The following is a 22,576-nucleotide window of genomic DNA, read 5'->3' on the forward strand; positions in this document are numbered from 1 at the left end:
GGCCGTGCTGCCCCACCGCGTGCCACGAGGGGATCCCCACCGAAGTGGGGATCCCCTCGTGGTGGAGCGGGACTACAGGGAGGCGATCAGCCGTTCGACGCGTTCGTCGACCGCCCGGAACGGGTCCTTGCACAGCACGGTGCGCTGCGCCTGGTCGTTCAGCTTCAGGTGCACCCAGTCGACGGTGAAGTCGCGACCGGCGGCCTGGGCGGCGGCGATGAAGTCGCCGCGCAGCTTCGCCCTCGTCGTCTGCGGCGGGGTGTCCTTGGCGGCCTCGATCTCGCCGTCGTCGGTGACCCGCTCGACCTGGCCCTTGCGCTGGAGCAGGTCGAAGATGCCCCGGCCGCGGCGGATGTCGTGGTAGGCCAGGTCGATCTGCGCGATGCGCGGGTTGGACAGGTCCATGTCGTGCTTGAGCTGGTAGCGCTGCATCAGCCGGTGCTTGATGGCCCAGTCGATCTCGCGGTCGATCTTGGACAGGTCCTCGGCCTCGATCGCGTCGAGCGTCCGGCCCCACAGTTCGAGCACGCGCTCGGCCATCGGGTCCGGGGAGCGCTTGGCGACGTGTTCGACGGCCCGCTCGTAGTACTCGCGCTGGATGTCCAGCGCCGACGCCTCCTTGCCGCCCGCGAGCCGGACGGTGCGACGGCCGGTGAGGTCGTGGCTGATCTCGCGGATGGCCCTTATCGGGTTGTCCAGGGAGAAGTCCCGGAACTGCACCCCCTGCTCGATCATCTCCAGCACGAGGTTCGCGCTGCCCACCTTGAGCAGCGTCGTCACCTCGGACATGTTGGAGTCGCCGACGATCACGTGGAGCCTGCGGTAGCGCTCGGCGTCGGCGTGCGGCTCGTCGCGGGTGTTGATGATCGGGCGGGACCGGGTCGTGGCGCTGGAGACGCCCTCCCAGATGTGCTCGGCGCGCTGCGAGAGGCAGAACACCGCGCCGCGGGGGGTCTGGAGGACCTTCCCCGCTCCGCAGATGAGCTGGCGGGTCACCAGGAACGGCAGCAGGACGTCCGCGATGCGGGAGAACTCCCCCGCGCGGGCGACCAGGTAGTTCTCGTGGCAGCCGTAGGAGTTGCCCGCGGAGTCGGTGTTGTTCTTGAACAGGAAGATGTCCCCGCCGATGCCCTCGTCGGCGAGCCTGCGTTCGGCGTCGACGAGCAGGTCTTCGAGGATCCGCTCCCCCGCCTTGTCGTGGGTGACGAGCTGGGCCAGGTCGTCGCACTCGGCCGTCGCGTACTCCGGGTGGGAGCCCACGTCGAGGTACAGCCGGGAGCCGTTGCGCAGGAACACGTTCGAGGAACGCCCCCACGACACGACCCGGCGGAACAGATACCGCGCGACCTCATCCGGGGACAACCTGCGCTGCCCGTGGAAGGTGCAGGTCACCCCGAACTCAGTCTCAATGCCGAAGATCCGCCGCTGCATCCCTCAACAGTAGGCGCAAAACGCTCCACCATCAGTGATCCAAACGGGCGGCGTGCCCGATTCGGGCTAACGTCGCGGTGTGCTGAGACGAGTGCGCAAGTCGGGTATGCGGGTCGGGCTGATCGACCAGAAGCTGGTGCGTCGGAGCGCGAACCTGCCTCTGACCTCGGCTGATGCGGGATTGAAGAGGCTGACGAAGACGGCCAACCACGGGGTGCTGTGGTTCGTGATCGCGGCGGTGCTGGCCACGAGGAAAGGAATAACCCGGAAGGCGGCGCTGCGTGGCGTGGTGGCCATCGCGGGCGCCAGCTTCAGCGCGAACGCGGTCGGCAAGACCCTGTTCCCCCGCCGCAGGCCCGCCGCCGACCTGGTGCCGATGGCGCGCAGGCTGACCAAGCGGCCCACGTCGTCGTCGTTCCCGTCGGGTCACGCGGCGTCGGCGGCGGCGTTCACCACGGCCATCGCGATGGACTCGCCGAGGGCGGCGGCGGTGATCGCCCCGATCGCCGCGGCCGTGGCGTACTCGCGGGTCCACACCGGCGTGCACTGGCCGTCGGACGTGGCGGCGGGCGCGGCGATCGGCGTCGGCACGGGTCTGCTGACCAAGCGCTGGTGGCCGCTGGGCCGCGAGGAGCCCGCGTCGGCGTACGAGCACACGACGCTGGACGAACTGGTCGACGGCGAGGGCCTCGTGGTGGTCGTCAACCCCGGCTCCGGCCCCACCACGGCCGACCCGTCCGAGCAGATCCAGCAGGCCTGGCCGAAGGCGACCGTCATCCCGATCGACCAGCTCGACACCGTGATCGACGACCACCACCCCGCCGCGCTCGGCGTCGCGGGCGGCGACGGGTCCGTCGCGGCGGTCGCCGCCGTCGCGGCCGAGAACGAGCTGCCGCTGGTCCTGGTGCCCGCGGGCACGCTCAACCACTTCGCCCGCGACGTCGGCGTCGAGGGCCTCGCCGACGCGGAGACGGCCGTCCGCGCGGGCGACGGCGTGCGCGTCGACCTGGCCGCGGTGGAGGTCGACGGCGGCGACCGCATCTGGTTCGTCAACACCGCGAGCCTCGGCGGGTACCCGGACATGGTGCGGCTGCGGGAGAAGCTGGAGAAGCGCTGGGGCAAGTGGCCCGCCGCGGGCATCGCCATGTTCAAGGTCCTGCGCTCGTCGCAGCCGCTGAACATGGAGCTGAACGGCGAGCCGCACCGCGTGTGGATGCTGTTCGTCGGCAACGGCCCGTACCTGCCGAAGGGCTTCGCCCCCACCACCCGCCCGAAGCTCGACGCGGGCCTGATGGACGTCCGGTACATCCGCGCGGACGCCCGCTACTCGCGGACCAGGTTCTTCATCGGCGCGGTGCTCGGCTCGCTGCACCGCAGCCGCACCTACCGGCACATGGAGACGCGCACGCTCGACGTCCGCGTGTTCGGCTCCGACGTGGCCATCGCGACCGACGGCGAGGTGGGTCCGACGGGCGACAGGTTCCGCTTCCGCTCCCACCCGGCCGCGCTCGCGATCTACCGGCCCTGAGGGCTTGACCTCACGTCGTGTGAGGTTCGTAGCGTCGTCGTCATGACCGGGGACGAGGGTGTCGAGCGGCGGTGGGGCGTGGGTGAGCTGGCCCGCGCCACCGGCCTGACCGTGCGCGCGCTGCACCACTACGACGAGATCGGGTTGGTGCCGGCGAGCGAGCGGACCGGGGCGGGCCACCGCCGCTACACCGAGGGCGACCTGCGGCGGCTGTACCGGGTGTGCGCGTTGCGCGGGCTCGGGTTGTCGCTGGAGGAGATCGGGAGCGTGCTCGCCCGGCCCGTCGACGACGTGTCGGCGCTGCGTGCGGTGCTGGTGGGCCAGCTGGCGCACCTGGACGAGCGGGCCACCCGCGTCGCGCGGCTGCGCACGCGGATCAGCGGGCTGCTGAGCAGGCTCGACACCTCGGGGACGCCCGATCCGGAGCAGTTGACGACGACTCTGGAGATGATCTCGATGTTGGACGAGCACTACACCCGCGAGCAGCAGGAGCTGATGGCCGGGCGCAGGGCCGCGCTGGGGCCCGAGGCGATCGAGTCGATGAAGCTGGAGTGGTTCGGCCTCGCGCAGCGGATTCGGCAGCTCCAGGAGGACGGCGTGCCGGTCGACGACCCGCGCGTGCAGGAGCTGACCGGCCGCTGGGACGAGATCGGGTCGGCGTTCCACGGCGGCGACCCGGCGATCGTGGCGGCGGCGGACGCCGCGTACGAGGGGTCGAAGGGGGCGGTCGACCGGCAGCTCGGCTGGCCCGAGGGCTCCGACCTGGTGGACTACGTGAAGCGGGCGCGCGAGGTGCGCTCGTGACCGACTGCACCCGCCCCGGCCCGATGACGTCGGCCGGTGCGCACGCGGGGCTGTTGGCCCGGCTGCCGCACGACGTCGCGGGACTCGCGGCCGTCGGCCACGGCCTGCTGATCCACGAGCACCTCGCGCCGTCCTACGACGTGGTGCTGTCGGAGGAGGACCGCGCCACGGTGCACCTGCGGCGCGTCGAGGACCTGCTGGGGCGGATCACCGAGCGGGACGGGCGACCGCTGACCGAGTCCAGGGAGCCGAAGGACCGCGTTCCCGGTAACTGCAGGCACTTCACCGTGCTGCTGGTGACCGCGCTGCGCGCCCTGGACGTGCCCGCGCGGGCCCGGTGCGGGTTCGGCGGGTACTTCGGCGGCGGCACCTTCGAGGACCACTGGGTCGCCGAGCACTGGAACGGCGACCGCTGGGTCCTCGTGGACGGCCAGGTCGACGACGTGCAGCGGGCGCTGTTCCCGATCGACTTCGACGTCACCGACGTGCCCCGCGACCGCTTCCTGGTCGCGGGCGAGGCGTGGCGGCGCTGCCGGGCGGGTGAGGCGGATCCGGCGCTGTTCGGGCTCTCGGTGCTCGGCGAGTCCGGGCTGTGGTGGATCGCGGCGAACCTGGTGCGGGACGCGACGGCGCTGCTGGGCGTGGAAGTGCTGCCGTGGGACACCTGGGGCGCGATGCCGGAGCCTGAGGACGAGATCGGCGAGGACGCGCTCGCGCTGTTCGACCGGCTGGCCGAGTTGACGCTCGACCCGGACGCCCGTGCCGCCGAGCTGCGCGCGCTGTGCCGCGACGAGCGGCTGCGGCTGCCCGCCGTGGTGCGCAACGCGGTGCGCGGCGTCGACGAACCGGTGTGACGGACGCGCACCCGGCGCTATGGTTGACCTGGTCAACGACTTTGTTGAGGTGGTCAACGATGACGGTCGCCGACGTGCGCGCGTTCACCCGCTTCTACACCCGCGTGATCGGTCTGCTGGACCGGTACCTGGACTCGCCGTACTCGGCGACGGAGGTCAGGGTCCTGTTCGAGCTGGCCCACCGCGACCGGTGCGAGGTCGCCGCCCTGCGCGGCGACCTCGGCCTGGACGCCGGGTACCTCAGCCGGATCCTGAACCGCTTCGAGGCCGACGGGCTCGCCGTGCGCGAGCCGTCGCCCACCGACGGCCGCCGCCAACTGGTCCGGCCGACCGAGCACGGCCGCGCGGTGTTCGCGGCGCTGGACGAGCGGTCGTCGAACGAGGTCGCCGCGCTCCTGGCGGAGGTGCCGGAGTCGGACCGGCGCAGGCTGGTCACCGCCATGACGACGATCCGCCGCACGCTGGGCGACGCTCCCCCGCCCGCCTACGCGCTGCGGCCCCCGCGCCCCGGCGACCTCGGGTGGATCGTGCAGCGGCACGGCGCCCGCTACTCCGAGGAGTGCGGGTTCGACACGACGTTCGAGGCGCTCGTCGCGGGTGTCGTGGCGGACTTCGGCGGCGGTCACGACCCGGAGCGCGAGGCGGCCTGGATCGCGGAGGTCGACGGCGAACCGGTCGGCTCGGTGCTGTGCGTGCGGGAGGACGACGAGACGGCGAAGCTGCGGCTGCTGCTGGTGGAGCCGTCCGCGCGCGGCCTGGGCATCGGCGCGCGGCTGGTGGACGAGTGCGTGCGCTTCGCCCGGCGGTCGGGCTACCGGCGGATGGTGCTGTGGACCGTCGAGGGGCTCGACCAGGCCCGGCGGATCTACCAGCGGCAGGGGTTCGCGCTGGTGGCCGAGCGGCCCCAGCGGCTGTTCGGCCGGGACGTGGTCGGGCAGGACTGGGAGTGCCGGTTCCCCGCCGGGCGGTGAAACCCCTGGGGCACAACGAGCTGAGCCGATCAGTCCACCGCGGACTGATCGGCTCGCAACCGGGTGCGGGCGGTCCTCCGGTCGGCGCCGGGTGGCGTGGTCCAGCGTCAGGGGTGGGCGCGCGGCGCGAGCCGGGAGCGGGACGGGTGGCGGACCATCCGGCGCAGGTCGCCGTCGCCCGGTCCGTCGTCGACGAAGCCGTGCCTGCGGTACAGCGCCGCGGCGACCGTGTTGGTCCTCACGACGTCCAGGAACACCGTGCCCTCCGCCCGCTCGACCACCGCCGCCACCAGCGCGTCACCGACCCCGCGGCCTCGGGCGAACGGGGCGACCCACATCGAGGCCAGCACGACCCGGTGCCCGCGCGGCATCCCGCTCACCATGCCCGCGGGGACGCCGTCCAGGTGCGCGAGCACGTTGTGGCCGCTGTCGAGGCGGGCGCGCCAGCGCCGCTCCGAGTCGCCCTCGCCCTGCCAGTCGGCGAGCGTCGCGCCGAAGGCCTCGGGAGCGTCGCGCAGCGCCGCCAGGCGGAGTTCCCGCCAGTCGGCCCAGTCCTCGGTCCCCAGTTCGCGCACCACGACCACCGGACCATCGTGGACGAGGCGGCGGAGGCGCCGCAACGCCCTTACCGCGCGGACACGATCGCGTCACGGTGCGGCCCGGACGGATCCCCGAGGACGATGCTCCCGTCCACCACGGACATGAGGAGAACGATGCGACGCACCACGGGCCCTCTGCTGATCGCGGCCGCCCTCTGCCTGGCCACCGCGGCGTGCTCCACGTCCGGGACGCCCACGGCGGCGACCAGCGCCACGGCCACCGAGGTGTCGGCCACGGCCGGTCCCCGCTGCCCGCTGGACGCGTCGGACCTGTCCACGGCGACCGGTCTGGTCTTCGACCTGGCCGACGTGCGCGAGGACCACGAACTGGAGACCCGGCCCGAGGTGAAGGCACTGACCTGCGTCTACACCTCCGCGGCCACCCCGCAGGAGGCGGGCGACCCGCTGGTCCTGCGGGTCGACACCGTCACCGGCGCCGACGCGGCGGTGGTGCGGGCCGGGTTCGAGAGCGGTTGCGCGGACGGCGGTGGCACCCTCGCCGACTCGACCGTCACCGGCGCCAAGACCTGCACCCGTGGCGGGAACACCGTCGAGGGCGACATCGCCGCGGGTGACCGGACCGTGGAGGTCTACTTCGTCAACGCCACCGCGGGCACGGCCGTGACGCTCACCCGCGCGTTCGACAAGGTGCTGGCCTCGGTGTCCTAGCAGGACGGTCCGCGCGGCGGAGCGGGGCACCTCCGACCCGGAGATGCCCCGCTCGCCCTGGAAGGACTACGCCTTGTCGTCGTTCGGCGGCAGGTTCACGTCCTTGGTGGGCTTGGCGGGCCCGCCCTTGTCGGACGTGGGCGCCTCGGAGACGGGCTCCTCGGGCTCCTCGCCCGGCAGCATCGCGTCCAGCGCCGCCCCGACGATCCGGCGGAACGCCCGGCGCGGCCGGTCCCGTTCCAGGACCGCCACTTCGAGCTTCCCCCGGTCCAGCAGGTCGGGCTTGCCGTTGCCGGTGGACGTGGACCCGGCGCTGAGGCCGCGCACCGCCACACCGACGGCGTCCGCCAGTGCCAGACCGTCGCTGAAGAGGTCCTTCAGCGCGGTGGTCGTGGCCTCGGCCTGGCCGCCCATCACGACGTACTGCGGCTCGTCGACGATCGAGCCGTCGTAGGTGAGCCGGTACATCGTGTCCTGCTCGGGCAGGTGGCCGACCTCCGCGACGCAGATCTCGACCTCCAGGGGCTTGATCTGCTCGGTGAAGATCGAGCCGAGCGTCTGCGCGTACACGTTGGCCAGGGAGCGGCCGGTCACGTCGCGCGGGTCGTTCTGGTACCCGCGGATGTCGGCGAACCGGATGCCCGCCTGGCGGAGGTTCTCGAACTCGCTGTACCGGCCGACGGCGGCGAAGCCGATGCGGTCGTAGATCTCGGAGACCTTGTGCAGCGTGCTCGACGGGTTCTCGGCGACGAACAGGATCCCGTCGGCGTACCTGAGCACGACGACGCTGCGGCCCCGCGCAATACCCTTCCTGGCGTACTCCGAGCGGTCGCGCAGGATCTGCTCGGGGGAGGCGTACAACGGCATCGTCACTGGCGCGGCTCCTGACCTCGACGGATGGTGGTGGGCACGGCTAGACCCTGCGGCCTTCGACGACGGCCTCGGCGACCGCGGCCGTCCGCTCGTCGGACAGCGGGACGGCGCCCTCGGCCGCGGTGATCGTGACGATCACCGGGTAGATGCGCCGCACGGTGTCCGGTCCGCCGGTGGCCGTGTCGTCGTCCGCCGCGTCGTAGAGCGCCTCGACGGCGGCGCGCGCGGCGCCGTCGGCGTCCGCGTCCGGGTCGTAGAGCTTCTTCAGCGATGACTTGGCGAACAGCGAGCCGGAGCCGACGGCCTGGTAGCCCTGGGTCTCCTCGTAGCGGCCGCCGGTGACGTCGTAGGACACGATCCGGCCCGCGCGCTCGGGGTCGGCGGCCTCGGTGTCGAAGCCCGCGAACAGGGGCACGACGGCGAGGCCCGCCATCGCGGCGTCCAGGTTGCCCCGGATCATCGCGGACAGGCGGTTGGCCTTGCCGTCGAGCGAGAGCGAGACGCCCTCGATCTTCTCGTAGTGGCGGAGCTCGACCGCGAAGAGGCGCACGATCTCGATCGCGATGCCCGCGGTGCCCGCGATGCCGACGGCGGAGTAGTCGTCGGTGACGAACACCTTCTTCATGTCGCGCTGGGCGATCACGTTGCCCATGGTCGCCCGCCGGTCGCCCGCGATCAGCACGCCGCCCTTGAAGGTGACGGCGACGATCGTCGTCCCGTGCGGGGCCTGGACGTGGCTGCCCTCGGGCAGCTTCCGCCCCGACGGCAGCAACTCGGGCGCTTGGGCGCGCAGGAAGTCGGTGAACGACGATGACCCCGGCGTCAGGTACGCCGGGGGCAACGACGCGGACGGGTACCGCCCGGACGAGCTGTTTTCCATGTGTGGCTTCGTCTCCTGTCCCCGAGTCGGCTGGTTGGCGGCCGGTGCCGCTACTCGCCGCCCTTTTGCACGTAGGCCCGCACGAAGTCTTCGGCGTTCTCCTCCAGGACGTCGTCGATCTCGTCCAGGATCGCGTCGACGTCCTCGCCGAGCTTCTCGCGTCGTTCCTGACCGGCGGCGGCCGCGCCGTCGCCGTCGTCCCCGTCACCGCCGCCTTGGCGCTGAACCTGTTCCTGTGCCATCTCAGCCTCCCGCGTCGGCCAGGCCGACTGTCAGCTACCGCCAACTCCGTCGGCGGTGAACCCGGCTGACCGGGCCCACCGACAACATTACCCAGCAGGACCGACAATCAGTGCCTGCCACACGGGTTCGATGATCAGCCCCTCGTCAGGGCGTCCACCAGCTGCTCGGCCGTCTCCGCGGCCTCCAGGAGGGCTCCGACGTGGGCTTTCGTGCCCCGAAGGGGCTCAAGGGTGGGAATCCGGACGAGTGATTCCCGACCGAGGTCGAAGATCACCGAGTCCCACGACGCGGCGGCGACCGACTGGGGGTAGCGCTCCAGGCACCGGCCGCGGAAGTACGCGCGGGTGTCCTCCGGCGGCGACTTCACGGCCGCGAGCACCTCGTCCTCGCTGACCAGGCGCTTCATCGAGCCGCGCGCGACCAGCCGGTTGTACAGGCCCTTGTCCAGCCGCACGTCGGAGTACTGGAGGTCGACCAGCTTGAGCCGGGGCGCGCCCCAGGCCAGGTTGTCGCGGGACCGGTAGCCCTCCAGCAGCCGCAGCTTCGCCACCCAGTCGAGGCGGTCCGCGCACTCCTGCGGGTCGCGGGACAGCGCGTCGAGCACCTCGCCCCAGACGCGCAGCACGTCGCGGTCGGCGGCGTGGTCGCCCGCCGTGTCCTCCTCGACGAACCTCACCGCGCGCTCGTGGTAGGCGTACTGGAGCTCCAGGCCGGTCATCTTGCGTCCGCCGGTCAGCTCGACCTTGACCTTGAGGGTCGGGTCGTGGCTGATCTGGTGCACCGCGCGGACCGGGTCGAGCAGCCGCAGGTCGTCGAAGCGCCTGCCCGCCTCGATCATGTCCAGCACGACCGAGGTGGTGCCGACCTTGAGGAACGTGGAGTACTCGGCGAGGTTCGCGTCGCCGATGATGACGTGCAGCCTGCGGTACTTGTCCGCGTCGGCGTGGGGCTCGTCGCGGGTGTTGATGATGCCGCGCTTGAGCGTGGTCTCCAGGCCGACCTCGACCTCGATGTAGTCCGACCGCTGCGAGAGCTGGAAGCCCTCGTCGTCGCCGGTCGGGCCGATGCCGACGCGGCCGGAGCCGGTGATGACCTGCCGCGACGCGAAGAAGGGGGTGAGCCCGGCGATCACCGCGGTGAACGGCGTGCTGCGGGACATCAGGTAGTTCTCGTGGGTGCCGTAGCTGGCGCCCTTGCCGTCGACGTTGTTCTTGTAGAGCTGGAGCCGGGGCTGGCCGGGGACGCTGGCGGCCTTGATCGCCGCCTGCTCCATGATCCGCTCACCCGCCTTGTCCCAGATCACGGCGTCGCGGGCGTTCGTGACCTCGGGCGCGGAGTACTCGGGGTGCGCGTGGTCGACGTAGAGCCTGGCGCCGTTGGTGAGGATGACGTTGGCCGCGCCGAGGTCCTCGACGTCGGTGTCGATCGGGTGGTTGCCCGGCACGCCGAGGTCGAACCCGCGCGCGTCGCGCAGCGGTGATTCCACCTCGTAGTCCCAGCGGGCCCGGCGGGCGCGCGGGATGTCGGCGGCCGCCGCGTAGGCCAGCACCACTTGTGTCGAGGTCAGCACCGGGTTCGCCGTCGCATCCCCCGGCACCGAGATGCCGTACTCGACTTCGGTTCCCATGATCCGCCTCATGGGCCCAGCCTACGGCGTCCGCCCCTGCTCGGGGCTATACGGCGTTGCCAATAGTCTGCGTTCGCCACGGACGGAAGGACCCGCGTTGAGCCCTGTCGAGGTGCCGCTGCTCATCGTCGGCGGGGGGATCGGCGGACTCGCGACGGCCCTGGCCGCCGCCCGCCGCGGCCTGCCCGCGCACGTGCTGGAGCAGTCCCCCGAGTTCGGCGAGATCGGCGCCGGGCTCCAGCTGGGCCCGAACGCGAGCCGCGCGCTGGACGCGCTGGGCGTGCTGGACGACGTCCTCCCGCTGGCCGTGCGACCGGGCGCGGGCGTGCTGCGCGACGCGGTGAGCGGACGGCTGCTGACCCGGCTCGACCTGGGTCGGGCCTTCCGCGACCGGTACGGCTACCCGTACCTGGTCATGCACCGGGGCGACCTGCTCGACGTGCTGCTCGCGCACTGCCGGGCCGCCGACGGGATCACCCTCGAAGCCGGTCGGGAGGTCGTGTCGTCGCGGGTCCGGTCCGACGGCGCGGACGTCACGTGCGCCGACGGCACCACCTACCGGACCCGCACGCTGCTCGCCGCCGACGGGCTCCGTTCGGGGCTGCGGCGGCACCTGAGCGACGACGAGCCGGTGTGCGGCGGGTACGCCGCCTACCGCGGCACGGCCCCGCGCGGCGAGGACGCGGGCGACGACGTGGTGCTGTGGATCGGGCCCGGCGTGCACCTGGTGCGGTACCCCGTCCGGGCGGGTGCGCTGGTCAACCAGGTCGCGGTGTTCCGCAGTCCCCGCTTCCACGCGGGTGAGGCCGGGTGGGGCGGGGTGGACGAGCTGGACGCGGCGTTCGCCGGGACGTGCGAGCCGGTGCGGGACGCGGTGGCGCGGGTGGGCCGCGACCGGTTCTGGGCGATGTACGACCGCGAGCCGCTGGACACGTGGGTCACCGGGCGGCTCGCGCTGCTGGGCGACGCGGCCCACCCGATGCTCCAGTACCTCGGCCAGGGCGCCTGCCAGGCCCTGGAGGACGCCGTCGAGCTGGGCCGGGTGCTGCCGAGCGGCGACCTGGAGGCGTTCCAGCGCGCCCGCCTGCCCAAGGCGGTGCGGTGCCAGACCTCCGCGCGGCCGTGGGGCGAGCTGTGGCACACCGCCGACCCGCTGCTGACCGCCGTGCGCGACCGGATGTTCGCGCTGCGGGCCGACGACGACCACTCCGAGCTGGACTGGCTGTACGCGGGGCCGGGCGGTCCCGGCCCCGCGTAGCCGTCAGCCCAGCCGGTAGGCGTCGAGGATCGTCTGCTCGACGGTGCCGCCGTCCCGGTCGACCGCCGTGGCCCGCAGGGACACCGACGTCGCGGTCCGGGGGTGGTGCAGCACGACCAGCGCGCGGCCCAGCAGCGGCGCGGGCCGCCAGGTCCTCCCGCTGTCGTAGGACACCCGCACGGTCAGCGACCTCGGCGCGACGCCGGTCTGCGAGGTCACCGACACCGGCACGGTCACCGTCCTCCCGGCCACCGCGTCGGCCGGGTCGGGGTCGAACCGCACGGCCGACAGCGGCAGCGGGGTGGTGCGGTCGGTGCGGCCCGAGCGGAACGTCCAGGCCGCCGACACCGCGGAGCCCGCGTGGGTCGCCGACGTGCTGAGCCGGTAGGTCCCCGGCTCGGCGGGCAGGGTGAGGTCGGCGGCCCCCGTGCCGGAGGTCTTGGCGACCTCGCGGCCGTCGCGGTGGACGACCGTGGTGCGGGGGTCCACGGCCGAGAAGCCCGCGTTGCCCTCCCGGTCGCCGAACAGCGGCACGTCGACGTGCAGCACGTCACCGGTCCGGCTCACCCAGCGCCCCGCGTCGCGGGTCGGCGGGAACGCCGGGCCGAGCACCCCGCCGCCGGGGCGCTGCACGGAGGTCCGACCGGGCCGGTGCTCCCTGACCGGCCCGCGCCACTCGAACGCCGTGGTGGAGCCGTCCTCGGCGAGGTCGCGGCCGTCGATCCGCCAGGCGCTGCTCTCCGTGCTCAGGTACTCGTCGCGCGGCCCGGACACGGGCAGCGCGAGCCCGTGGTCGGCCACCGCGGCGCCGGTCCTCGGGTACGGCTTCACCAGGCGCCTGCCCGACGCGACCTCGGCCCGCACGTGCGCCAAGTCGGCCTTGGCGGGCGCGCGGGTGAACCCGGTCGGCCACGTGCCGGTCCCGTGGTAGGCGAGGCCGTAGAAGTCGTCGCCCTCCCCGGCCCACTGGGTGCTGATCAGCGTCCGGAACGCCTCGTCCGCCGGGGCGGGCGGACCGACGTGCGCGACGCGCATCCGGTTCAGGCTCGCGTCGCCGCCGGACAGCGAGCCCTTGGCGACCACGGCCCCGGTGCCGAGCCTGTGGTCGTGGAAGACGGCGGCGCCGCGCACGAACGCGACGGGGTCGGGGGCGGTGATCCGGATCGGCTGGGCGGTCCGGAAGTCCAGTTCCACCGCGGTGTCCCGGTCGAGCACCAGGAAGGGCTGGACGAGCCAGTCGAACGTCGGCCCGCCCGCGGTGCTGTCGACCAGGTAGCGGCCCTTCGGCAGCCGGACCGTGACGCTGCCGTCCGGCTCGTGGGGCCGGACCTCCTCGCCGGTCGCGAGGTTGCGCACGGTGGTGCTGTAGTTGCCCGACGGCGCTCCCGGCCGCTGGACGTGGTTCAGGGTCAGGTCGTAGCTCTCGGCCTCGCGGACGATCACGATCGGCGTGCGCGCGGTCGTGCCGCCGCCGGTCGCGACGACGGCGCCGTGGTAGGTGCCGTCGGCGGTGTCCACGCCGGTGAAGCCGGTGACCGACGCGGTCGCCCCGCCCCCGGCGGGCACGGTGAGCCGCGCGGGTGTGAGGGTGAACATCCCCGCGGGCGCGGCGGCCTCCACGGCGAGGTCCAGCACGACGTCCGCCGTCCCGGAGTTGCGGTAGGAGATGGACTTCGTCACCGGCTGGTCGTCGTCGTGCGGGTGGACGTGCGTGCCCAGCGACACCGACGACGGCACGGTGCCGACCTCCTGGGTGATCGCGCGGGCCACGTCCACCCGGCCCGCGCCCTGCTCGAACGGCGTGAGTCCGGGGGTGGGCCTCGCGGACGCGGTGAGCGCCGACTTGAGCCGCTCCCCGGTCCAGTCCGGGTGCTGCCCGGCCAGGACCGCCGCGGCGCCCGCGACGTGCGGGGTGGCCATCGACGTGCCGGACGCGGACACGTGGCCGGGGTCGACGGGGGTGCCGATCCGGCCGTGGATGGCCTTCGCGGCGACGATCCCGACGCCCGGCGCGGTGATGTCGGGCTTGATCGCCCCGTCGCCGACCCTCGGTCCGCGGCTGGAGAAGGGTGCAGGCGCGTCGTCGCGGTCGACGGCGCCGACGGTGAGGGCGGCGTCCGCGCTGCCCGGCGAGCCGACCGTCGTGGCGTCCGGCCCCGAGTTGCCCGCCGCGACGACGAACAGCGTCCCGTACCGGGCGGACAGGGTGTTCACGGCGTCCTCGACCGGGTCGAGGGTGTCCGAGTCGGCGGTGCCGAGGCTCATGTTGACCACCCGCGCGCCCTGTTCCGCGGCCCACTGCATGCCCCGCAGCACGTCGGACTCCGACCCGCCGCCCGAGTCGTCGAGCACCTTGCCGTCGAGCAGCCGCGCCCCCGGCGCGACGCCCCGGTACCCGGCGCCCCTGCTCGCGATGGTGGCGGCGACGTGGGTGCCGTGGCCGTACCTGTCGACGGTGTCGGCGGCCGTGCTGAAGTTCCGCTCGGCGACCTCCTGGCCCGCGAGGTCCGGGTGCGTCTGGTCGACGCCGGTGTCCAGCACCGCGACCACCACGCCCTCGCCGGTGTGCCCGGCCTCCCAGGCGGCGGGCGCGCCGATCTGGCGGGTGCTGCGGTCGAGCGACGCCGTGACCCTCCCGTCCAGCCACACCTTCCGCGCGCCGCCCTCCAGCAGCTCCCGCCACGCGGACCCGTCCGCCGCCGCCTCGACCGTGCTCGCCCCGATCGCCGCGAGGTCCGCGGTGCGCGGGGATCCCGGCGGGTGGCTCACGATGAGCGGCACCGGTCGCCCGTCGGTGCCGTACCCGGCGTCCCGCAGGGCCGTGACGTCGAAGATCCGCTCGTCCAGCCGTCCCCCGCGGATCGGCGCGAGCGCGTCCTCCGGCACCACGTACCGGTGCCCGGCTCTCTCGTAGGTGGAGAACACCAGCGCCTCCCGCCCCGGCCCCGGCTCCACCGCGCTCACCGCACCGCCGTCGCCGACGACCACCCGGTCGCCGGTGAGCAGCACGAGCCCCTTGTCCCCCACCGGGTCCGCGCTCGCCGCGGCGACCTGCACCACGGCGAGCGCGACCACTCCGGCGACGACCAGCCCGCCAAACCCCACCACTCGGTCCACGTGATCCAGAATGGTCTGGACAAGTGGGGCGCGGCGACGGGCATTCGGTCGAACATCACCCCGACGCGAGCCCGGCCGCCGGCCGGATCCTCGACGCCCCGCGCGCCGGGCCGAAGGCCGACAGCACCGCGAGCGCCACCACCACGAGCCCTCCGAGCGCCAGCGAGAGCCAGTCCGCGCTGGGGAAGGTGGACACCCCGGCCGCGGTGATCGTCAGCTGCGCGTAGACGAGCCCGACCACACCGCCGCCGAGCACACCGACCAGCGACAGCAGCACGGCCTCGGCCACGATCCCGGCCTGGAGCCCGCCCTTGGTGACGCCGAGCGCCCGGCGCAGCGCCAGTTCCTTGCGCCGCTCCTGCACCGAGATGGTGAGCGTGGTGCCGATCCCGGTGACCGCCACGGCCACGGACAGGCCCAGCAGCACCATCAGCATCACGGTGGCCAGGTCCAGGTAGCGCTGGTTCCGCGCGGCCTCGTCGACGGCCGTCTCCGCCTCGACCGTGGGCGCGTCCGGCAGGGCCGCCCGCACCGCGGCCTGGTAGGCCGACGCGTCCGCGCCCGGCTTGAGCGCGACGACGACGCTGGTGGCGGGGCCGATGGTGGGGTCGGCGACCACGATGCTCGCGTAGCCGATCAGCTCGCCGGGGATGGTGCCCACGACGGTGACCGTGCGCGGTCCCGAGGCGAGGCCGTCCAGCGCCACCTGCTGCCCGACCGCCGTGTTCCACGAGTCGAGCGACCACTCCGAGACCAGCGCCGTGCCCCCGCGGAGGTCCGCGACCCCGGTGGCCCCGCTGTTCTCCGCGTTCAGCCACGCCGCGAGCTGCGTCGGGTCCGCGCCCACGGCCGTGAACGGATCACCGTCGGCGCGCTTGCCGTCGGCGCTGTGCAGCACGGCCCTGCCCGCCACCTCGGGGCGGTCGGTCACCTCGGCCACGTCACCCGGCAGCGGCCGTTCGCCGACGTCGGACACGACCACGTCCGGCCGGGGGCTGGTCGACAGCGACGCCTCGATGTCGCGGGCCGTGCCCACGGTGACGGCGAAGAACGTGACCATCGCGGCGGCCAGCACGAGCGGCATCGCGACCGACGCGGACCGCTGCGGCTCCCGGCGCACCTCGGCCGCCGCGAGCTTCCAGTGCGCGCCGCCGACCCTGGCGGCGATCCCGCCGAACAGGATGCTGAGCCGCGGCACGACGACCGGTCCGAGCACGCCGAAGAGCCCGAAGACGCCGATGATCCCGGAGAACAGCACCAGGAACATCGCCGCGACCGAGCGCTGCGCCGCGACGGCCATGAGCCCCATCGCCACCGCCACGACCACCAGGAGGATCCCGAACACCGTGCGGCGGCGCGCCACCGACCTGTCCGGGGTGGCGCCCTCGGACGTGCGCAGCGCGGCCAGCGGCGACACCCGCGACGCGGCCAGCGACGGCCGGAGGGCGGCGAACACGCTGAGGAACCCGGCCACGGCCGCGCCGATGCCCACGTGGAGGCCCTGCGGCAGCGGGGACGGGTTCAGCGCGACCGTGCCGAACAGCTCCGAGATGCCCGTGGCGTCGAAGACCTTGGACAGCCCCACCGCCACCGGCCCACCGGCCAGCGCTCCGAGCACGCCCGCCACCGCGCCGGTGAACAGCGCCTCGACCAGGTTCGCCACGACGAGGGGCTTGCGGTTCGCTCCGAGGCAGCGCAGCAGCGCGGTCTGGCGCTGGCGCTGGAGGTACACGGCGCGGAAGGTGGCCGCGGCGACGAACGACGCCGTGGCGAGCGCGAGGATGGCGAACAGGATCAGGATCGCGGCCAGCGAGCCGCTGTCGCCGGTGCTCCCCTCCCTCCGGTCCTCGTCGTACACCTGCGAGACCCGGAACGCGGGCCCGACGGCCGCCGCGACGGCGGCCCGGTCGCCGCCGACGACCTGGAGGTCCGTCACGGTCGGCTTCCCGTCCAGCTTCAGCGCCAGTTGCTCGCCGACCACGACCGACGCCTCGTCGGCCAGCCCGCCGCGCTTGGTGATCCCCCCGACCACCACGTCGAGCGTCCTGCCCCGCGCGTCGGCGACCCGCACGGTCGATCCCGGCCGCAGGTCGTGCTTCGCCGCGGTGACCTTGTCGACGGCGATCTCACCGTCCGCGGCGGGGGAACGCCCCTCGCCGATCGGGACGCGCCGCAGCCCGTCGCGGTCCACCTCGACGTCACCGCTCGCGCGCCGGGTGCCCGCGCGGCCGTCGTTCAGCAGCAGGTCGACCTCGACCCGGCGCACCGGCACCACGCGCTCCACACCGGGCACGGCCGCGATCCGGTCGGCGGTGGCCTGGTCGAGCTTCGGCTGGGCGTCGAAGGCCAGGTCGGGGTCGTGGACCACGCCGACCTGGAGGGTGACCGCCGAGGGCACGACCGGGGTGCCCGCTTCCGCGGAGTCGACGATCACGTCGCTCAGCACCAGCGAGGCGGTCAGGCACGCCACGCCGACGACCAGGGCGACACCGGGCAGCAGCGCGCGGCCGGGGCGGTGGCGGAACTCGGCGAGGCCGAGTCCGATCGTTGTGGGCAAAGCTCCTCCTCGTGACGGTGTGCGTCACGACCGTAGGAATCGAGCGCGTCGCCGGGCGTCGGACCGTGGTAGCAATGGTGTGTACGACCACGGGAGGACAACCGGGTGACATCGGCACGGGAACTGGTCGCGGTCTTCGACGAGGAGGGCCTCCCCCGGCCCGGCGCGCCGCGCGGCCGGGTGCGCGGGGAGGGCCTGTGGCACGCGTGCGCCACGATCCTGGTGCGCTCGCTCGACGGGCGGCGGGTGTACGTGCACCGGCGCACCGACACCAAGGACGTCTACCCCGGCCTGTACGACTGCTGGGCGGGCGGGGTGCTCGCGGACGGCGAGACCCCGGACGCGTGCGCGGAACGCGAACTGGCCGAGGAGCTGGGCGTGCGCGGCGCGCCGCTGACCCGCTCGTTCGTGTCGAGGTTCGTCGACCCGCCCGTCCGGTACACCGCCCACGTCTACGAGGTCCGCACGGACGGCCCGTTCACGCACCAGCCGGAGGAGGTGGCCGAGGGCTGGTGGATGGACCTGGACGACCTGCGGACCGCCGTCGACGACCCGGACTGGCCGGTGGTGCCGGACGGGCGCGCCCTGTTCCACCAGTGGATCGCGAGACGGGGGGACTGACCGTGGGGGTGTTCTTCGCCCTGTCGATCCCCGGCCTGGCCTGCCTGCTGTTCCTGCTGGCCGTCGGCGAGCACCTCGTGCGCTGGGCGAGGCGCCGCCGGGGTGGGGCGCCCGTGCTCAGCGGAGCGGCCTTCGACCAGGTGACGCTGCTCTTCTACGCCACCAAGCAGGCCGAACTCGACCAGCGCCGGACCGAGGCGCTGCTGCGCGACGAGGAGGGCGACGCCGCTCCCCCGCGCGGCCCGGTGGACCTCGACGGCGGTGTCGTCAGGCTTTCGCCAGCAGCCCCGCGCCCGCGCCCGCCAGCCGGGTGACGACGTCCCGCGCCCTGGCGACGCTGATCGTCTCCAGCCGCAGCGTGATCGCCAGGTCGTCCTTGGCCAGCACCGCCGTGCACGCGCCACGACCGCCCGCCAGCTCCTCGCACCAGCCCGCCGCGTCGTCCACTCCGGACAGCGCGCCCAGCTCGACCTCGGTGCACGACAACGCTTCGCGCGCCCGCTCCACAACGGTCTCGGCCGCGCCCGGCGGGTAGGCCGCGATCCGCTGCTCCAGCGTGCTGGCGCCGCTCTGGCTGCGCGTGGTGACCCGGTACCCGTCCTCCAGCCGCCCCGGAGCGCCGACCTGCTCGCCGCACACCGACTCCGGCTCCGAGGGCGCGGCGGCGGCCGACTCCCGCACGTCCAACCCGTCCTCGGTGAGCGCGGCCCGCGGGAGCACCAGTGCCGCGAACTCCGCCGCGGGACGGGACTTCGCGCTCGGCGCGGCGGACGACGACGCGGGCGCGGCGTTCGCCGTCGGCGACGCGGTCGTCGTGGTGGTGGCGGCGGGGGTGCCGTCCTGGGCGAACCCGCGGCGCAGCGGGCGCTGGTCCAGGGAGCACGAGGTCAGGACGAGGGTGGTCGCGACCACGACCGCGACGTGCGCGCGACGCAAGGGTGTCCTCCAGGCTCGACGATCTCCGAGAACCTAGCGGCTCGCGTCGCGCGCGGGTCGCAGGGGGTCGCTCAGGCGTCGCGGCGCACCAGGACCACCGCGCCCGCCCCGAGCGCCACGACCAGGTAGACGAGCATGACCGTGAACGCCTCCGCCTGCGACAGCTGCCCGGTGAGCGCCCCGGAGAACTGCGACGGCAGGTAGAGCAGCGTCACCGAGACCACCCGGTTGTTCCACGGGGCAGGCAGCAGGACGGCCACGATCGGGATGACGAACATCAGGACGCACAGCGTGACCAGCGCCCCGGCCGTCGACCTCGTGAGCAGCCCGAAGCCCAGCCCCACCAGCGCGATGACCGCCGACCCGACCCCGTTGGCGAGCAGCGACGGCAGCGCCTCGGCGAACGGCTCGACCGCGATCGGCGCGGGCCGGTCGCCGGTGACGACCGCGCCGACGCCGTAGGAGAGCAGCGACACCACCGTGCCGAGCACCAGGCTTCCCACCCCGACGACGACCGTCTTGGAGGCCATCACCACCAGCCGCCTCGGTACCCCGGCGAGGACGGTGCGGATCATCCCGTTGGTGTACTCCGACGTCGCCACGAGCGCGCCGAGCACGCCGAACGCGAACTGCGCGAACGGCACGACGAAGACGGTGGGGTCGGCCGAGGCGAAGGCCGCCCGGATCTCGGGTGTCGACCGGTCCCACTCGGCGGTCATCAGGATCGAGACGACCGTGCCGACGGCGAGCACCCCCACCACGCCCAGCAGCAGGTACCAGGTGGACCGCACGGTGCGGACCTTGAGCCACTCCGACGCCACCACGTCCATCACCGGGCCACCTCCGAGGTGCGGAACTCCACGCTGTCCTCGGTCAGTTCGAGGTAGGCGTCCTCCAGGGTCGCGCTGCGCGGCGTCAGCTCGTGCACCGCGATGCCGTGCCGGGCGGCCAGGTCAGCGATGTCGCCCGCCTCCAGCGCCCGCACGACCAGCGCGCCGTCGTCCACGACGACCGCCGCGCCCGCCGCCTCCAGCACCCGCCGCAGCCCGGCGACGTCCGGCGTGCGCACCAGCACGTCGCGCTTGAACCGGTCGGCCAGCTCGCGCATGGACGACTCCAGGATCAGCCGCCCGCGCCCGATCACGACGATCCGATCGGCGGTGACGGCCATCTCGCTCATCAGGTGGCTGGACACCAGGACCGTCCTGCCCTCGGCGGCCAGTCCGCGCATCAGCCCCCTGATCCAGCGGATGCCCTCGGGGTCGAGCCCGTTGACCGGCTCGTCGAACAGCAGCACGCCCGGATCGCCGAGCAGGGCCGCGGCGACGCCGAGCCGCTGCTTCATGCCCAGCGACAGCGCCCCCACCCTGCGGTGGGCGGCACCGGCCAGGCCGACCTGCTCCAGCACCTCCGCCACCCGCTTGACGCCGATGCCGTTGCTGCGGGCCAGGCACCGCAGGTGGTTCACGGCGGTGCGCCCGCCGTGCACGGCGTTGGCGTCGAGCAGGGCGCCGACCTCGAACATCGGCCGCCTGATCTCCGCGTACCGCCTGCCGTTGACCAGCGCCGCGCCGGACGTGGGCGCGTCGAGCCCCAGCACGGCCCTCATGGTGGTCGACTTGCCCGCGCCGTTGGGCCCCAGGAACCCGGCCACGTAGCCGGGTTTCACCTCGAAGGAGAGTCCGTCGACAGCCCGGACCGCGCCGTAGCGCTTCGTGAGTTCGCGTACCTCGATCATGCCGACGAGCCTGGCGCGGGGGCGGTCGCGGCGGATCGGACCAGCGACCACGGCCGGGATCGGACCACGGTCCGATGCCCCGGTCGCGCGGTCGTCGCTACGGTCGACCGGTGACTGCACCTCCCCGCCTGGTCAAGTGGCTGCCGGTGGCCTACACGGTCGGTACGGACGTGGTGGCGGCCGTCGTCGCGACGCTGCTCTACTTCACCTTCGTGGAGATCACCCACGGGCCGGTGCCGTTCGGCTACGCGCTGGCCGTGCTGGTGGGCGCTCCCCTGGCGGTGCGCCGCCGGTGGCCGCTGGCCGCGTTCGCGGTGGTGGTGGTCGCCCAGAACACCGCGACCCTGCTCCACATCACCCTGGAGGTCTACACACCGACCCTGTTCGCCCTGTACATGGTCGCGGTGGCGCTGCCCCGGCGCCGGTCCGCCCCGGTGCTGGCGGGCGGCGCGGCGCTGACGGCGGTGTGCCTGGCGATCTCCGAGCCGTGGCCCGACGACCTGGGCATCACCGTGACGGTGTGGTTCCTCATGGCCGCCACCTGGGCGCTCGGCTGGACGACGAGGCTCAGGAGGCGGTTCGTGGCCAGGACGACGGCGGAGCAGGCGGAGCACGCGCTCACCGAGGAGCGCCTGCGCATCGCCAGGGAGCTGCACGACATCGTCGCCCACAGCCTCACCATGATCACCGTCAAGGCGGGCATCGCGAACCACGTGGCGGACGAGCAGCCCGCGGAGGCGAAGGAGGCGCTGGGCGTGATCGAGAGGACCGGCCGGGCGGCCCTGACGGAGATGCGGCACCTGCTGGGGGTGCTGCGGTCGTCGGAGACGCCGGACCTGGCCCCCGCGCCCAGCCTGGCCGACCTCCCCGCGCTGGTGGACCGCGCGGCGATGGCGGGCGTGCCGGTGACCCTGACGACGACCGGCGGGGCGGCGCTGCCGGAGGGCGTCGGCCTGACCGTGTACCGGATCGTGCAGGAGTCGGTGACGAACGTGGTGAAGCACGCCGCTCCCGCGGACTGCACGGTGTCGATCACCGTCACGGACACCGCCGCGACGGTCGAGGTGACCGACAACGGGCCGGGGGAACGGGCGCTCGCGGGCGGTGGCGGGCACGGCCTGGCCGGGATGCGGGAGCGGGTGGCCGTGTACGGCGGCGACTTCCGGGCCGGTCCGCGCCGCGAGGGCGGCTTCCGGGTGCTGGCCGAGGTGCCGTTCGGATGATCAAGGTGCTGGTGGTGGACGACCAGGCCCTGCTGCGGGGCAGCTTCCGGCTGCTGGTGGACTCGGCGCCGGACCTGCGGGTCGTCGGCGAGGCCGCGAACGGCCGCGAGGCCGTCGACCTGGCCCGCGAGACCGAGCCGGACGTGGTGCTGATGGACATCCGGATGCCGGAGATGGACGGCATCGACGCCACCGGCCGGATCTCCTCGACCGCGAAGGTGCTGATCCTGACCACGTTCGACCTGGACGCCTACGTGTACGCCGCGCTGCGGGCCGGGGCCAGCGGCTTCCTGCTCAAGGACACGCCCCCGACCGAGCTGCTGGCCGCGATCAGGACGATCGCCGCTGGTGAGGGCCTGCTGGCGCCCTCCGTGACCCGGCGGCTCATCGCCGAGTTCGGCAAGCGGCCGGAGCGCAGGCCGACCCGCTCGCTGGAGGGCATCACCGAGCGCGAGCGGGACGTGCTGCTGCTGATCGCCCGTGGCCTGTCGAACACCGAGATCACCCAGACCCTGCACCTGAGCGTCGGCACCGTGAAGACCCACATCGGCAGGCTGCTGGGCAAGCTCCAGGCCCGCGACCGCGCCCAGCTCGTGATCATCGCCTACGAGTCGGGCCTGGTCGGGACCGCGCCCTGAACGCGGTGA

Annotated in this window: 21 protein-coding genes; 10 read left to right on the plus strand and 11 right to left on the minus strand. The window is 73.6% G+C overall.

What is annotated here, in order from left to right; all coding sequences use genetic code 11:
* Positions 1–72: 72 nt before the first annotated feature.
* Positions 73–1,431: a Pup--protein ligase gene (gene pafA, locus AC156L_RS25060; protein ID WP_259629963.1), complete on the minus strand. Its 1,359-nt coding sequence runs from the start codon at positions 1,429–1,431 to the stop codon at positions 73–75.
* A 79-nt stretch (positions 1,432–1,510) separates the two neighbouring features.
* Here pafA and AC156L_RS25065 point away from each other — a divergent pair, with 79 nt between their 5' ends.
* The 4 genes from AC156L_RS25065 to AC156L_RS25080 are packed head-to-tail and all read left to right on the plus strand — an operon-like array spanning position 1,511 to position 5,588.
* The gene (locus AC156L_RS25065; RefSeq protein ID WP_330873670.1) at positions 1,511–2,959 is read left to right on the plus strand and encodes a bifunctional phosphatase PAP2/diacylglycerol kinase family protein; all 1,449 of its coding nucleotides are present in this window, start codon (positions 1,511–1,513) and stop codon (positions 2,957–2,959) included.
* A gap of 42 nt (positions 2,960–3,001) precedes the next feature.
* Positions 3,002–3,763 carry a MerR family transcriptional regulator gene (locus AC156L_RS25070; protein WP_330873669.1) on the plus strand — a complete coding sequence of 254 codons (762 nt, stop codon included), beginning with the start codon at positions 3,002–3,004 and terminating at the stop codon, positions 3,761–3,763.
* Entirely contained in the window at positions 3,760–4,617 is an 858-nt protein-coding gene (locus tag AC156L_RS25075) for a transglutaminase domain-containing protein (protein ID WP_330873668.1), read from the plus strand. Before AC156L_RS25070 ends, AC156L_RS25075 begins: the two co-directional genes overlap by 4 nt.
* Positions 4,618–4,676: 59 nt before the next feature.
* Entirely contained in the window at positions 4,677–5,588 is a 912-nt protein-coding gene (locus AC156L_RS25080; protein WP_330873667.1) for a bifunctional helix-turn-helix transcriptional regulator/GNAT family N-acetyltransferase, read from the plus strand.
* Positions 5,589–5,695: 107 nt separating this feature from the next.
* Here AC156L_RS25080 and AC156L_RS25085 read toward each other — a convergent pair whose 3' ends face one another.
* Entirely contained in the window at positions 5,696–6,172 is a 477-nt protein-coding gene (locus tag AC156L_RS25085) for a GNAT family N-acetyltransferase (RefSeq protein WP_330873666.1), read from the minus strand.
* 129 nt (positions 6,173–6,301) lie between these two features.
* Between AC156L_RS25085 and AC156L_RS25090 the strand changes: the two genes are divergently transcribed.
* The gene (locus tag AC156L_RS25090; protein ID WP_330873665.1) at positions 6,302–6,856 is read left to right on the plus strand and encodes a hypothetical protein; all 555 of its coding nucleotides are present in this window, start codon (positions 6,302–6,304) and stop codon (positions 6,854–6,856) included.
* Between the two features lie 66 nt (positions 6,857–6,922).
* On the opposite strand, the gene prcA is transcribed toward AC156L_RS25090, so the two are convergent.
* The 4 genes from prcA to dop all read right to left on the minus strand — a co-directional run bounded on the left by prcA (position 6,923) and on the right by dop (position 10,491).
* On the minus strand, positions 6,923–7,729 hold the full coding sequence (gene prcA / locus AC156L_RS25095) for a proteasome subunit alpha (RefSeq protein WP_330873664.1): 807 nt from the start codon (positions 7,727–7,729) through the stop codon (positions 6,923–6,925).
* A 40-nt stretch (positions 7,730–7,769) separates the two neighbouring features.
* Positions 7,770–8,609: a proteasome subunit beta gene (prcB, locus tag AC156L_RS25100; protein WP_330873663.1), complete on the minus strand. Its 840-nt coding sequence runs from the start codon at positions 8,607–8,609 to the stop codon at positions 7,770–7,772.
* Positions 8,610–8,659: 50 nt separating this feature from the next.
* Positions 8,660–8,851: a ubiquitin-like protein Pup gene (locus AC156L_RS25105; protein WP_330873662.1), complete on the minus strand. Its 192-nt coding sequence runs from the start codon at positions 8,849–8,851 to the stop codon at positions 8,660–8,662.
* Between the two features lie 134 nt (positions 8,852–8,985).
* Positions 8,986–10,491, minus strand: coding sequence for a depupylase/deamidase Dop (dop, locus tag AC156L_RS25110; protein WP_330873661.1), 1,506 nt, complete (start codon positions 10,489–10,491; stop codon positions 8,986–8,988).
* A gap of 85 nt (positions 10,492–10,576) precedes the next feature.
* Between dop and AC156L_RS25115 the strand changes: the two genes are divergently transcribed.
* A complete protein-coding gene (locus AC156L_RS25115; protein ID WP_330873660.1) occupies positions 10,577–11,737 on the plus strand; it encodes an FAD-dependent monooxygenase in 1,161 nt (386 codons plus the stop codon).
* Between the two features lie 3 nt (positions 11,738–11,740).
* Here the strand turns inward: AC156L_RS25115 and AC156L_RS25120 are convergent, their stop codons facing one another.
* Together AC156L_RS25120 and AC156L_RS25125 are read right to left on the minus strand one after the other, a co-directional pair.
* Positions 11,741–14,854, minus strand: a complete 3,114-nt coding sequence (locus AC156L_RS25120; RefSeq protein ID WP_330873659.1) for a S8 family serine peptidase — start codon at positions 14,852–14,854, stop codon at positions 11,741–11,743.
* A 55-nt stretch (positions 14,855–14,909) separates the two neighbouring features.
* Positions 14,910–17,411: an FtsX-like permease family protein gene (locus tag AC156L_RS25125; protein ID WP_330873658.1), complete on the minus strand. Its 2,502-nt coding sequence runs from the start codon at positions 17,409–17,411 to the stop codon at positions 14,910–14,912.
* Positions 17,412–17,516: 105 nt separating this feature from the next.
* Between AC156L_RS25125 and AC156L_RS25130 the strand changes: the two genes are divergently transcribed.
* Entirely contained in the window at positions 17,517–18,032 is a 516-nt protein-coding gene (locus AC156L_RS25130; protein ID WP_330873657.1) for an NUDIX hydrolase, read from the plus strand.
* 2 nt (positions 18,033–18,034) lie between these two features.
* Entirely contained in the window at positions 18,035–18,346 is a 312-nt protein-coding gene (locus AC156L_RS25135) for a DUF6191 domain-containing protein (RefSeq protein ID WP_484407315.1), read from the plus strand.
* Here the strand turns inward: AC156L_RS25135 and AC156L_RS25140 are convergent.
* From AC156L_RS25140 to AC156L_RS25150, 3 genes are all read right to left on the minus strand, one after another.
* Positions 18,300–18,968, minus strand: a complete 669-nt coding sequence (locus tag AC156L_RS25140; RefSeq protein WP_330873655.1) for a hypothetical protein — start codon at positions 18,966–18,968, stop codon at positions 18,300–18,302. The genes AC156L_RS25135 and AC156L_RS25140 overlap by 47 nt on opposite strands.
* A gap of 71 nt (positions 18,969–19,039) precedes the next feature.
* Complete coding sequence (locus tag AC156L_RS25145; protein WP_330873654.1) at positions 19,040–19,798, minus strand: ABC transporter permease; 759 nt, start codon at positions 19,796–19,798, stop codon at positions 19,040–19,042.
* Positions 19,798–20,706 carry an ABC transporter ATP-binding protein gene (locus tag AC156L_RS25150; RefSeq protein WP_330873682.1) on the minus strand — a complete coding sequence of 303 codons (909 nt, stop codon included), beginning with the start codon at positions 20,704–20,706 and terminating at the stop codon, positions 19,798–19,800. The genes AC156L_RS25145 and AC156L_RS25150 overlap by 1 nt, the downstream gene beginning before the upstream one ends.
* Before the next feature lie 110 nt (positions 20,707–20,816).
* Between AC156L_RS25150 and AC156L_RS25155 the strand changes: the two genes are divergently transcribed.
* Positions 20,817–21,929 (plus strand): sensor histidine kinase, encoded by a 1,113-nt coding sequence (locus AC156L_RS25155; protein WP_330873653.1) that lies wholly within the window; start codon positions 20,817–20,819, stop codon positions 21,927–21,929.
* On the plus strand, positions 21,926–22,567 hold the full coding sequence (locus tag AC156L_RS25160; RefSeq protein WP_330873652.1) for a response regulator transcription factor: 642 nt from the start codon (positions 21,926–21,928) through the stop codon (positions 22,565–22,567). The genes AC156L_RS25155 and AC156L_RS25160 overlap by 4 nt, the downstream gene beginning before the upstream one ends.
* The last annotated feature ends 9 nt before the right edge of the window (positions 22,568–22,576 follow it).

Source organism: Umezawaea sp. (genome assembly GCF_057122925.1).